We start from the raw sequence: 11,204 nt of genomic DNA, 5'->3' as shown, positions 1-11,204 counted from the left end.
CGTGGGCGCGGGTCAGCGCGTGGTCGCGGGTCAGCGCGTGGTCGCGGGGTGCGCGACGCGGATGGGGGTGGAGTCGAGCTCGGCGGGCACGTCGGCGCAGCGGTCGATGCCACGGGCGGCGAGCATCCCGGTGTCGCCGAGCCGAGACCGCAGGACGACCTGCGGGCCGCGACCGTCCGGTTCCGCCGACGCGACCGCGAGCCAGGCGGCGGCGAACCGTCCGCCGGGGGCGCAGTCGGCACGCATCCCGTGTCGGTCCGAGCCGTCGGGCAGCACGTCGTCGAGCACGAGCGCCGTGGCCGGAGGCGCAGCAGCGGTGCCGGTGGCACCGGACCGTGCGACAGCGGCGAAGGCCTCGCCCGCGGGCTTGATCCGGCCGTCGTTGGTGAAGAGCCCGAGGTCGTACTCGAGCTCCGGGAAGTCGGCGAGCGACCTGGCGACGTCGTGCGAGCACCACCACGTGACACCGAGCACCTGCTGCGCCCCGAGCACGTGCCGGATGGTCTGCTCGGTGAACGAGGCAGCGTCGGCGGGATCGACGACGTTGGTGGGCGCCCCGACCTCTTGCAGCCAATTCGGCCGTGCGGGGTCGCGGTTCCACGCGGCGGCGAGCTGGAGCAGGTACTCCCCGTGCCGCACCGATCCCGGTCCGAGTGCGCCGTGCAGGGCCGCCGAGCCGTTGAACACCCACGAGTGCGTGACGGTGGCGTCACCGTGGTCCGCCGCGTGCTCCGGTCCGAACGGCTGCGCGTCGTCGTACCAGGCCGCGTCGTACTGCGCGACGGTGACCAGCGGCCGTGGACGCGACCCGCTGCCGGACGGGGCCGACGCGGACGAGTCGACCCGGGCCTCCCGGCCGGACGAACCGGCCGGACCGGCCGCGAGCCCGGACCGTGCCGCCGCGACCATCGCCGCCGCCCACGCGTGCCCCTGCTCCGCCGTGATGTCGTGCGGGGCGGGGTGCGGCGCGTGCGCGAACTGGTTCACCTCGTTGCCGATGGTGATGCCGAGCAGGTTCGGCTTGTCCGCGACCGCTGCGGCGAGCGCCCGGACGTACGCCGCGGTCGACGCGACGACGTCCGGGTCGGTGAACATGTTCCGACGGTGCCAGCTGTCCAGCCACGACGGCACGAAGTCGAAGCTCGACAGGTGCCCCTGCAGCGCGTCGACGTTGACGTCGAGTCCGAACGAGCCGGCGATGTCCACGACCGTCGCGACGTCCTGCAGTGCCGACGCCCGGATGAGGGTGCGGTTCGGCTGCACCACCGGCCAGAGCGGGAAGATCCGCACGTGGTCGGCGCCGAGCGAGGCGATCGCCTCGAGGTCCCTGGCGGTGTCCGACGGTGAGAAGTCGAGCCACGAGTGGAACCAGCCGACCGAGGGCGTGTAGTTGACCCCGAAGCGCATCAGCCCTTCACACCGCCCTCTTCGACGCCCTTGAAGAAGAAGCGCTGCAGGACGGCGAAGATCACGGCGATCGGGATGAACGCGATCATGGTGCCGGCGGCGATCATGCGCTGGTCGGTCGCGAACGTGCCCTGCAGGTACTGCAACCCGACGGTCAGGGTGAGGTTCTCCGGCGACTGCAGCACGATGAGCGGCCACAGGAAGTCGTCCCACGCCCCGATGAACGAGAAGATCGCGATGACGGCGATGGTCCCCTGCACGGCGGGCAACGAGATGTACCGCAGCCGCTGCATCGCGTTCGCACCGTCCATCACCGCGGCCTGGTCGATCTCCTCGGGGATCTGCCGGAACGCGTTGAACATGAGCAGCACGTTGAGTGCGGCGATCATGCCGGGTAGGGCGACGCCGACCAGGTTGTCGGCGAGGCCGAGGTCCTTGACGGTGACGAACTGCGAGATGATCGTCGCCTCGCCGGGCAGGACGAGGGTGGCGAGGAACAGTCCGAGCACGAGCTTGCGGTGCCGCCACTGCAGCCGCGCGAGGGCGAAGCCGGCGAGCGTCGCGAAGACGATGTTGCCGAACACGTCGATCGCGGCGACGAGCAGCGAGTTCCCGATGTAGCGCCACACCGGGATCGCGGCGGCCACCTTGAGGTAGTTCTCGATGGTCGGCTCGGTCGGGATGAACGACGGGTTCGCGGTGTAGATGTCCTCGCCGGCGCCCTTGAGCGAGGTGGACAGCTGCCACAGGAACGGGCCGATCGTGATGAAGAGCACCACGATGAGCAGGACGTAGCGCACGACCTTCTCGCGGGTGGACATGACACCCCAGACCGCGCGACGGCGCTTGCGTCCGCCTCGTCCGTCTCGTCCGTCTCGTCCGTTCGGCCGGGAGGCCCGTCCCGCGTCCGTCGCGCCGGTCACGTCCGGCGTCGGGCTGGCTGCACCGCGCGCCCCGCCCAGGGCGGGTTCGGTGGTCGTCGTGTTCGTCACTTGTCCGCCTTGCTGTTCATCCGCGCGAGGGCGAGCATCGGGATCAGCGTCACGACGAAGAGCAGGAGGCTCAGGGCGGACGCGTAGCCGAGGTTGCCGGTGAAGCCGCGGGCGTACTGCTGGATGAGCATGACGAGCGAGTTGTCCTGCCCGCCGGGTCCACCGGTGCCGTTGGTGAGGATGTAGAGCTCGCTGAACACCCGGAGCGCGGAGACGCACACCAGGATCCCGACGAGCGTCATGGTGCCCCGGACCCCCGGCATGGTGACCGACCAGAACCGGCGCACCGACCCGGCGCCGTCGAGGGCGGCCGCTTCGTGCAGGTCCTTGCCGACGTTCCCGAGAGCCGCGAGGAAGATGATCATGTAGTAGCCGAGGCCCTTCCAGACCGTCAGGCTGATCGCGCTGAGGAGCAGCAGCCACCGGTCGGTCAGGAACGGGACGCTGCCCTGCACGACGCCGAGCGCCTGCGCCATCTCGTTGATGACGCCGCGGTCGTCGAGGATCCAGGTCCAGATGAGCCCGACGACCACGGCCGACGCGATGACCGGCGTGTAGAACGCCGTGCGGAAGAACGCGATCCCCGGCAGCTTCTGCTGGACGAGCACCGCGATGAGCAGCGGCAGCACGGTCAGCAGGGGCAGGCAGATCGCCATGTAGATGACGCTGTTGAGCAGCGCCTCCCACACCTGCGGATCGGCGAGCAGGGTCTCGAAGTTCTCGAGCCCGACCCACTGGCTCACGCCCCCCAGCGGGCTCGCGTTCGTGAACGACAGCCGGACGGTGTTGATCGACGGCCAGAGGCTGAACGCGACGAGCCAGACGAGGGCCGGCAGGACGAGCAGCCAGGGCGTGAACCAGCGGTTGGCGCGCATCAGCCGTTGGCCAGCAGGCTGTTCATCTTGGTCTGAGCCGTCTGCAGCGCCTTCTCCGGCGCGACCTGGCCCTTCATGGCGAGGGCGATCTGCTGGTCGAGGAAGTCCGTCATCGCGGAGTTCGCCTCGACCGGGTTGAGGACCTTCGCGGTCTTCAGGGCCTCGTTCGCCAGGACACGGGCCTCGCCGTTGACGGTGCCGTCGTCCTTCGAGAAGTACGGGTCGGACTGCGAAGACGTGGTCGACGGGAAGATGTTGACCTTGTGCGCGAACGCCTCTTGGTTCTCCGCGTTCGTCATGAACTCCGCGAACGCCTCGGCGGTGGCGAGGTGCTTCGACTTGGCCGACACCGACAGGCCCTGCACGTACAGCGGCGGGGTGTCGAGCGCCGGGCTGACCGTCACCTTGCCCTTGAGTGACGGGTTGTTCTTCTCGAAGTCGGCGAGCGAGGTCGCGCCGCCCGTGGTCCAGGCGACCTTCTGCTGCGTGAACAGCGTCGAGTTGCCGAGGTAGTCGCTGTTCAGCACGTTCGAGGGCATGTAGCCGTCCTGGTACGCGTCCTTGTAGCGCTCGATCAGGTCGGCGGCCTTCGACGAGTCGGCGAAGGTGAACTTCGTGCCGTCCGCGTTGAGGACCTTCACGCCGGCCAGGGTGAAGTCGCCGAGGCCGGGCTTCCGGCTCATCAGGTAGTCAGCCGGGCAGTTCTCGTGCATGGTCTTCGCCTGCGTGAACAGCTCGTCGGTGGTCTTCGGCGGGTTCTTCGCGTCGAGGCCGCACTTCGCGAACATCGTCGCGTTCCAGTAGTCGACGTCGGTGTTGAGGTACCAGGGGTAGCCGAACGTGCCGTCGACGCCCTTGTACTTGTAGGAATCGAGCGCGCCGGCGACGTACGTGCTCGCGAGCTTCGTGTCGTCCTTCGCGACGTCCTGCAGGAACCCGCGCTTCGCGAGCGGCAGGGCGATGTCCGGCGGCAGGTTGATGACGTCGGGCAGCGAGTTCGACGACGCCTGGCTGAGCACCTTGTCGGCGTAGCCGTCGCCTGGCTGGTCCTGCAGCTTGACCTTCGCGTCGGGGTGGGCCTTCTCGAAGTCGGCGATCACCCCGTTCAGGTAGCCCGTGTACGTCGGCGTGAGCGCCCACGTCTGCAGCGTGATCGACCCGCTGATCTCCCCGCTGCCGGTGTCGGCCGCGTTGCCGCCGCTCGAGCAGCCGGTCAGGACGAGTGCCGTGGCGGCAGCTCCTGCGAGCAGCGCTGCGGCGCGGCTCCTCGTCGCACGTGTGGTGGTCCTCATGGCGTCTGACTCCCTCGTCATCCTGCGTGGTCATCGTGCTGAACCGGTCCAGTTCCTGTCCCTGAACCCGCTTGTGGCAGTGACTATGGAGGACTAAAACGCTATAGTCAAGTCCGTGGCCACGAACCGTCGAACGACGATCTCCGACATCGCCGCGCGTGCCGGCGTGTCCGTCAGCGCGGTCTCGTTCGCCCTCAACGACCGCCCCGGCGTGTCCGACGAGACCCGCGAACGCGTCCGCGCGATCGCTCGCGAACTCGACTGGCAACCGCACACCGCAGCGCGCGCCCTGGGCGGCGCGAAGGCCGGCTCGATCGGCTTCGTGCTGAACCGGCCGGCCCGCACGCTCGGCACCGAGTCGTTCTTCGGCGACCTGATCTCCGGCATCCAGCTCGGGCTCGCCGGCACCCACGTCGGGATGAACCTGCTCGTGGCACGCGACGCGGCCGAGGAACTCGAGACCTACCGGGCCTGGTGGCGCGGGCACCGGGTCGACGGCGTCGTCGTCATCGACCCGCGGCGCGACGACGACCGGCTCACCCTGCTCGCCGAACTCGGCATGCCCACGGTCGTCGTCGGCTCCCACCCCTCACCCGAGGGCTCCGCACCGAGCGTGTGGATCGACGACGGCGACGCGACCGACACGGTCCTGCGGTACCTGCACGCGCTCGGGCACCGGCGCATCGCGCACGTCGCCGGGCGCCCCGAGTTCGAGCACACCGCCATGCGGATCGGCCGCGTCCGGGCCTTCGCGGCGACCGAGGGGCTCACGGACGCCGTGTCGATCCCGACCGACTACTCGGCCGAGGCCGGCGCGAGTGCGACCCGGACCCTGCTGTCCCGCAGCAGTCGGCCGACGGCGATCGTGTACGACAACGACGTCCTGGCGGTCGCCGGACTCGGGGTCGCGAGCGAGATGGGCGTCGCGGTGCCGACCGACGTCTCGATCGTGTCCTTCGACGACTCGGCGATGATCCAGCTCGTCCGGCCGTCCATCACCTCGCTGACCCGCGACACCGTGGAGCTCGGACAGCGTGCGGCGACGCTCCTGCGCGCGCAGATCGACGCCACTGCACCGCTGGCGTCACGGCCCGGACCACCACTGACCTTGAGCGTGCGGGAATCGACGGCGCGCGCGCAGCCCTGACCGCTGCCCGACACGCCGAGCGGCACGTCGGCGTCCGTCCACGGCGCGCGGCGGACTTGACTCCCGTTCGAACACACGTTCGAATACCGTCGTGGGACGGCGTCGCGAGAACCGGTGGCAGCCCCCGGAGCACCCGGAGGTCGAACGTCCGCGCGCCTACTCGCTCTCAGAGGACGCCCGCGGGCCCGACGTCTGCCACGCCGTCACCCCCGTGCCGGTCTGGGCGTGGATCCAGTTCCCGACATTCCACGTCCGGGTGAAGGCCTTCGCGAAGAGCTGGACCCGCGATGCCGTCATGGTCGAGTGGGCCCAGTTCGGACAGCAGGCGGACGCGTGGGTGTGGCGGTCCGCCGTGAAGCACCGCACCCTGCGCGCCGACCAGGCGGAGCGCGCGATGCGGAGTCCGCAGAACGCAGCGCGTTGACTTCTGCTCGCACCCCGAGGATGGTTTAGCGAACACCGGTTCGGCAAGTAACTCACTGATCGAGGCATTCGTTCGAGTGTCGCTCCGGGACGAGGAGGCACCATGAAGAACACAGCGGTGCCGTCCTGGGTCGCCCACGTGCTCACCCCGCCCGAGGTCATCAGCGCCTACGTCGAGGCCCGGGTCAACGATCCGGCCCTGCTGTCGGGCGAGCACACGGAACCCACGTACGCCGACTTCCTCGGCGACGAGTAGACGGTCGTTCAGCGGCGTCGGCGGCGCGCGGACAGCGTGACGCCGACGCTCGCAGCGGTGACGCACACCAGCGCCACCGTCTCCAGCACGGACAGCCCCTCGCTGAGCACCACGAGACCGGCCAGCGCGGCGATCGCCGGGCCGAGACTCTGCAGCACGCCGAACACCCGCGTCGGCATCCGCCGCAGCGCCAGCATCTCGAGGGCGTAGGGCAGCACGCTCGACAGCACCGCGACCGCGCCGAAGACGAGCAGGAGCAGGGGTTCGCGGGCCACGCCGTCGACCGCGGACGGGAGCCCGAACGGCAGCGACACGAGCATCGCGACCACCATCGACACCACCAGGCCGTCGACACCCGGGATCGCGGCGCCGACGTGCCGGTTCATCACGATGTAGCCCGCCCAGCACGCCGCCGCGAGCACGGCCCAGACCACGCCGCCGACCTCGGTCACGGCGCTCGGACCGACCCCGAGCAGCACGACGCCGGCGAGCGCCAGGGCGGCCCAGAGCGCGTCCCGCCACCGCCGGGTGTGCACGAGGGACAGGGCGAGTGGACCGAGGAACTCGATCGTCACCGCGACCCCGATCGGGATGGTCGCGAAGGCCAGGTAGATGAAGACGTTCATCCCGCCGAGCGCCAGCCCGAGGCCGACCGCGCCGAGCCACTGCGCGCGGGTCCAGTGCCCGATGCGAGGACGGACGACCAGCGCGAGCACCACCGCGCCGATGACGAGCCGGAGCGTCGCGGCCCCGACCGCGCCGACGTCGTCGAAGTGGGTCTTCGCGATCGCGGCCCCGAGCTGGACGGACACCATCGCGGTGAGGGCGAGCAGCGGAGCCGGGATCCGGTCGGTACCGCGGGCCTGGTTCATCCGCGGGACCGGCTCATCCGAGGTAGGCGAGCACGGCGAGGACGCGGCGGTGGTCCTCGCCGGTGTCCTCGAGCGCGAGCTTGCCGAAGATGCTCGACACGTGCTTCTCGACGGCGCCGGTGCCGATGACGAGGGCGCGGGCGATGGCCGCGTTCGTGCGACCCTCGGCCATCAGGCCGAGCACGTCGCGTTCGCGCGGGGTGAGCGCGGCGAGTGGGTCGCGCCGTCGGCTCATCAGCTGCGTGACGACCTCGGGGTCGAGCACGGTGCCACCGGCCGCGATCCGACGAACGGCGTCGTCGATCTCCTCGAGCCGGGTGACGCGGTCCTTGAGCAGGTAGCCGATGCCCGTCGCACCGGCGGCGAGGACGTCTTCGGCGTAGGTGGCCTCGACGTACTGCGAGAGGAGCAGGACCCCGGTGCGCGGGGCGATCCGGCGGGTCTCGACGGCGGCGCGGACGCCTTCGTCGGTGAAGGTCGGCGGCATCCGGACGTCCATGACGACGACGTCGGGAGCGCCGTCCGGCAGCGTCGCGAGGAACGCACGGGCGTCCGCGTACTGGCCGATGACGTCGATGCCGGCTTCGTCGAGCACGCGGGCCAGGCCCTCGCGCAGCAGGACGGCGTCGTCGACGACGACGGCCCGGATGCGTGCTGCATCCGGGCCGTCTGTCATGCCGACCAGCCTAGTGGGAGCGCGGGCGCTCCCGTGGGGTCACGACCGCGGGTTCGCCGTCGTGGGGACGCCGTTCAGGGCGCCGAGCGGGATCCGCGCTGTTGCCTCGGTCGGGCCGCCCTCGGGGCTCGCGACGACCAGGTCGCCGTCGAGCGCGCGCATCCGGCCGATCAGGCCCTCGATACCGTGGCCCTGCTGGGGTCGTGCTCCGCCGCGGCCGTCGTCGGTCACGCTGACGGTCAGGTACCAGAGCCCGGAGGCGTCGACCACGAGGCCGAGGTACACCCCGGCGGTCGTGGCACCGGCGTGCTTCATGGTGTTCGTCAGGAGCTCACTCACCGTGAAGTACACGTTGCGCTGGATCTCCGTCGCGAGCTCGAGGCCCTCCGGCAGGCGGACGTCGAGGCCGACCGGGATCGGGGTGCGGGCGACGAGCGCTTCGAGGGCCGCCACGAGCCCGCGATCGAGCAGGATCGGCGGGGCGAACCCGCGGGACAGCGCACGCAGTTCGTCGAGGGCGTCCTGCGCGTGCTCGGAGGCCTCGCCGATCAGCTGCTTCGCCTTCTGCGGGTCCTTCTCGAACGCGCGTTCCGCTGCCGACAGGTCCATCCGGAGCCGCACCAGGCGCTGCTGGGGGCCGTCGTGCAGGTCGCGCTCGATCTGGCGCAGGGCCTGACCCTCGGCGGTCACGGCACCGGCACGGGAGGCTTGGAGTCCGGCGACGCGCTGCTCGAGCTGCTCGGCACGGAACCCGCCGAGCAGACCGAAGTCCACCCAGTAGTGCGCGATGACCGAGCCACGGGCCCAGAGCGGGAACAGCACGACCGAGGCGGCCATCGACAGCAACCCGAGGAACCCGAACCCGACGACGGAGGTCATGTCCCACCCGAAGTACTGCGCGCTCAGGCCGTTCGCGAACGCGACCACCGCGAGCCCGACGGGCCAGAGGAACCCGGCGAGCAGCAGGACGCCGGCACCCACGGTGAAGAGCGCGACGAGTGGGTACACGACCGCTGCGTGCAGGAGGTAGAGCCAGTAGTGCGGGTTGGCGACCGCGGAACCGGTGCGCGTCCACCAGTTCTGCTGCCAGCGGGGCGTCCAGTCCACCGGGCGGATCGGACGCCGGTCTGCCCATCCGATGCGGAGCTTCTCGAACTGTCCGAGCCACCGCGCCACGAACAGCGCGATGAAGAACATCAGCAGCACGAACGGGTTGAACAGGTCGCGGAAGCCGCCGCCGAAGATCGCCGCGGGGAACGCGAAGTAGAGCGTGCAGAGCAGCACCCCGGTCAGGGCCATGTAGCCGAAGTCGCGCGGCAGGCGCTTCCACGACTCGCGGTAAAACGCGCCGGCGGTCATGCCCGAGCCCGCACTGCCGCCCCGGCCGCCACCCGGCGCCGATCCGTTCGGCGGGGTCGCTCCCCACGACGCCGGCGGCGTCTGCTGGTCGTGCTGTCGCGGGTACTGCGGCATCGGCTTGGTGGCTCCAGGTGGGACGGAGTCGCCCAGCGGGACGGTCTGGGCCTGGTCGGGCGAGGGCGTGACGTCGTCCAGCGGGACGGTTCGCGCCTGGTCGAGGCGGTCGGTGTCGGTCATGACTCCAGCCTCGCGATCACGGGGCCGTTCCCCCATCCTGCCCCCTCCCCACCCCGGGTGGGGTTATCCCCCCCTCTCCACAGATCTCCCGAGGCCGATCGTCGCGGGACGGCCCGCAGGACATGCTCGTGGTGATGGGCGACGCACTCCGAGCACTGATCGACGCCGTCGGCCTCGAGGTCGGCCCCGGCGAGGAGATCCGATCCGACGACGACCGCTGGACGCTCGATCTCGATCCGGACGGTACGCACGCCTGGGTCGCGACCCGGCACCGGCCGGTCTGGCTCCACCGCGACGACACACTCGTGTTCATCGAGGCTGGTGGAGCCGCACTGGTCGAGCAGCACCCGACGACGTCGATCGGCTCCGACCCCGAGCGGCACGGTCCGCCTCGAACTGCTCCTTCGTACGACTTCCCGCACGAGGCCCTGTTCGCCGACACCGGCGTCGTCGTCGGATCGGCGACGCTGGGGGCACTCGCTGCCGAGGTCCTCGCGCTCCCGTCGATCGCCACCACCCAGCCCGCGGGCTTCCCGTCGGTGGACGTCGTGCTGGCGCTGCGTCACGTCGGTGACCTCAACGGCGGCCGGTGGCACGGCGTGCAGCAGGATGCGCTCGCGCGACTCGTGGTCACGACCGTGCTCCACGACAACCCACCGCCCTTGCTGCGCGACAACAGCCTGGCGAGGGTCCTCGACCGGCTCTTCGACCCGGCGGGCGGGCACTCGACTGCGGACCTGCTCGACGGCGTCGGCATGTCTCCGCGCATCCTCGAGCGTCGGTGCACCGAGACCACGGGCTGTACGCCGGCCCAGCTCGGGCGGTGGTTCCGGAGCCTCGGCGTCCGGAGTGCACTCACCCGGGGTGACCGTCCCGCCGAGGTCGCTGCACGCTTCGGCTTCAGCACCACCGCCTCCATGCGACGCGCGCTGCAGCGGGTCCGCGCACCGGAGACCGACCTCCCTCGGAGGTTCTGACGGTTCTGGTTCACGAATCCCGCGGTTCGCGAACCAGGACCGTCAGCCGCCCGGACAGAACATGCTTTCCCCGCCGCGCGGGCTGCGCGTAGTGTGCGGGCATGCAGAACATCACGGGGGTTAGGGTGGTCTCGGCCGCGGCGGTCGTCGCAGCGGTCGTGTTCGGGGCGCGCGGATTGGTCGGGACGATCTGGCTCGCGCCGTGGGACCTGCCGAACGGGCTGCTCCTCGTCGCCACGGCGCTCGCCGGGCTGGCGGGTGCGGTCGTGCTCGTCGCCGCGGTGCGCGCTCGGGACCGACGGGCGCTCGCGTTCGCGGTGTCGATCCTGGCGTTCGCGCTCCTGTGGCCGGCGCCGGGCTGGGCCACCGCGGTGCTCCTCGTCGTCGCGCAGGGTGCGCTCGTGGCGTTCGGGGTGCTGACCGTCCGGAACGAGGACGGCGCGCAGCGGGCGTTCGGGTGGACCGTCACCGTGGCGGCGTCACTGTGGTTCGTCGCGGCGCTGCTGTCGAACACGGTCCTCCTCACGGCGCTGCCGCAGGAGGCACTCGGCATCGCGTTCTCCGTCCCGGGGCTGCTGCAGACCGTGGCGTACTTGGCGACGACGGTGCTCGTCGCCGTCCCGCTCCTGCGTCCGGTGGGCCGGGGCGTGAACGCGCTCTGGGCCTCGGCCGAGGTGCGCTGACTCCGCAA

At 70.8% G+C, this 11,204-nt stretch carries 12 protein-coding genes; 5 read left to right on the top strand and 7 right to left on the bottom strand.

Translation table 11 applies throughout. The features are described from left to right. Positions 1 to 30 precede the first annotated feature (30 nt). From EDF48_RS05035 to EDF48_RS05020, 4 genes are all read right to left on the bottom strand, one after another. Positions 31 to 1,407 (bottom strand): cellulase family glycosylhydrolase, encoded by a 1,377-nt coding sequence (locus tag EDF48_RS05035; RefSeq protein WP_131878502.1) that lies wholly within the window; start codon positions 1,405 to 1,407, stop codon positions 31 to 33. Then, positions 1,407 to 2,228, bottom strand: a complete 822-nt coding sequence (locus EDF48_RS05030) for a carbohydrate ABC transporter permease (protein WP_123294190.1) — start codon at positions 2,226 to 2,228, stop codon at positions 1,407 to 1,409. Before EDF48_RS05030 ends, EDF48_RS05035 begins: the two co-directional genes overlap by 1 nt. Before the next feature lie 167 nt (positions 2,229 to 2,395). Beyond that, positions 2,396 to 3,274: a sugar ABC transporter permease gene (locus tag EDF48_RS05025; protein WP_131878500.1), complete on the bottom strand. Its 879-nt coding sequence runs from the start codon at positions 3,272 to 3,274 to the stop codon at positions 2,396 to 2,398. Then, the gene (locus EDF48_RS05020) at positions 3,274 to 4,566 is read right to left on the bottom strand and encodes a sugar ABC transporter substrate-binding protein (RefSeq protein ID WP_131878498.1); all 1,293 of its coding nucleotides are present in this window, start codon (positions 4,564 to 4,566) and stop codon (positions 3,274 to 3,276) included. The genes EDF48_RS05025 and EDF48_RS05020 overlap by 1 nt, the downstream gene beginning before the upstream one ends. Before the next feature lie 115 nt (positions 4,567 to 4,681). Here EDF48_RS05020 and EDF48_RS05015 point away from each other — a divergent pair, with 115 nt between their 5' ends. The 3 genes from EDF48_RS05015 (at position 4,682) to EDF48_RS19000 (ending at position 6,392) form a co-directional block, all read left to right on the top strand. After that, positions 4,682 to 5,713 (top strand): LacI family DNA-binding transcriptional regulator, encoded by a 1,032-nt coding sequence (locus tag EDF48_RS05015; RefSeq protein ID WP_123938866.1) that lies wholly within the window; start codon positions 4,682 to 4,684, stop codon positions 5,711 to 5,713. Positions 5,714 to 5,804: 91 nt separating this feature from the next. Then, on the top strand, positions 5,805 to 6,137 hold the full coding sequence (locus EDF48_RS05010; RefSeq protein ID WP_123293983.1) for a hypothetical protein: 333 nt from the start codon (positions 5,805 to 5,807) through the stop codon (positions 6,135 to 6,137). A 102-nt stretch (positions 6,138 to 6,239) separates the two neighbouring features. Continuing rightward, the gene (locus EDF48_RS19000; protein ID WP_159572741.1) at positions 6,240 to 6,392 is read left to right on the top strand and encodes a hypothetical protein; all 153 of its coding nucleotides are present in this window, start codon (positions 6,240 to 6,242) and stop codon (positions 6,390 to 6,392) included. An 8-nt stretch (positions 6,393 to 6,400) separates the two neighbouring features. On the opposite strand, the gene EDF48_RS05005 is transcribed toward EDF48_RS19000, so the two are convergent. The 3 genes from EDF48_RS05005 to EDF48_RS04995 are packed head-to-tail and all read right to left on the bottom strand — an operon-like array spanning position 6,401 to position 9,536. Further along, entirely contained in the window at positions 6,401 to 7,264 is an 864-nt protein-coding gene (locus tag EDF48_RS05005; RefSeq protein ID WP_131878496.1) for an EamA family transporter, read from the bottom strand. Positions 7,265 to 7,277: 13 nt separating this feature from the next. After that, positions 7,278 to 7,940 carry a response regulator transcription factor gene (locus EDF48_RS05000; protein WP_111084503.1) on the bottom strand — a complete coding sequence of 221 codons (663 nt, stop codon included), beginning with the start codon at positions 7,938 to 7,940 and terminating at the stop codon, positions 7,278 to 7,280. Between the two features lie 39 nt (positions 7,941 to 7,979). Then, positions 7,980 to 9,536 carry a sensor histidine kinase gene (locus EDF48_RS04995; RefSeq protein WP_123293985.1) on the bottom strand — a complete coding sequence of 519 codons (1,557 nt, stop codon included), beginning with the start codon at positions 9,534 to 9,536 and terminating at the stop codon, positions 7,980 to 7,982. Positions 9,537 to 9,670: 134 nt separating this feature from the next. On the opposite strand from EDF48_RS04995, the gene EDF48_RS04990 reads away from it, so the two are divergent. Both EDF48_RS04990 and EDF48_RS04985 read left to right on the top strand, forming a co-directional pair. Continuing rightward, positions 9,671 to 10,513: a helix-turn-helix domain-containing protein gene (locus EDF48_RS04990; RefSeq protein WP_165932315.1), complete on the top strand. Its 843-nt coding sequence runs from the start codon at positions 9,671 to 9,673 to the stop codon at positions 10,511 to 10,513. A gap of 101 nt (positions 10,514 to 10,614) precedes the next feature. Further along, the gene (locus EDF48_RS04985) at positions 10,615 to 11,196 is read left to right on the top strand and encodes a hypothetical protein (RefSeq protein WP_131878491.1); all 582 of its coding nucleotides are present in this window, start codon (positions 10,615 to 10,617) and stop codon (positions 11,194 to 11,196) included. Positions 11,197 to 11,204: the final 8 nt, after the last annotated feature.

Source organism: Curtobacterium sp. PhB191, assembly GCF_004346515.1.
Classification (GTDB): domain Bacteria; phylum Actinomycetota; class Actinomycetes; order Actinomycetales; family Microbacteriaceae; genus Curtobacterium.
The sequence above is the reverse complement of the archived record's forward strand: the minus strand, read 5'-3'. Positions and strand labels throughout refer to the sequence as shown.

Bases quoted from the DNA above. Each gene is read 5' to 3' on its own strand.
- EDF48_RS05035 (WP_131878502.1), bottom strand. From the start codon at position 1,407: ATGCGCTTCGGGGTCAACTACACGCCCTCGGTCGGCTGGTTCCACTCG.
- EDF48_RS05030 (WP_123294190.1), bottom strand. From the start codon at position 2,228: ATGTCCACCCGCGAGAAGGTCGTGCGCTACGTCCTGCTCATCGTGGTG.
- EDF48_RS05025 (WP_131878500.1), bottom strand. From the start codon at position 3,274: ATGCGCGCCAACCGCTGGTTCACGCCCTGGCTGCTCGTCCTGCCGGCC.
- EDF48_RS05020 (WP_131878498.1), bottom strand. From the start codon at position 4,566: ATGAGGACCACCACACGTGCGACGAGGAGCCGCGCCGCAGCGCTGCTC.
- EDF48_RS19000 (WP_159572741.1), top strand. From the start codon at position 6,240: ATGAAGAACACAGCGGTGCCGTCCTGGGTCGCCCACGTGCTCACCCCG.
- EDF48_RS05005 (WP_131878496.1), bottom strand. From the start codon at position 7,264: ATGAACCAGGCCCGCGGTACCGACCGGATCCCGGCTCCGCTGCTCGCC.
- EDF48_RS05000 (WP_111084503.1), bottom strand. From the start codon at position 7,940: ATGACAGACGGCCCGGATGCAGCACGCATCCGGGCCGTCGTCGTCGAC.
- EDF48_RS04995 (WP_123293985.1), bottom strand. From the start codon at position 9,536: ATGACCGACACCGACCGCCTCGACCAGGCGCGAACCGTCCCGCTGGAC.
- EDF48_RS04990 (WP_165932315.1), top strand. From the start codon at position 9,671: ATGGGCGACGCACTCCGAGCACTGATCGACGCCGTCGGCCTCGAGGTC.
- EDF48_RS04985 (WP_131878491.1), top strand. From the start codon at position 10,615: ATGCAGAACATCACGGGGGTTAGGGTGGTCTCGGCCGCGGCGGTCGTC.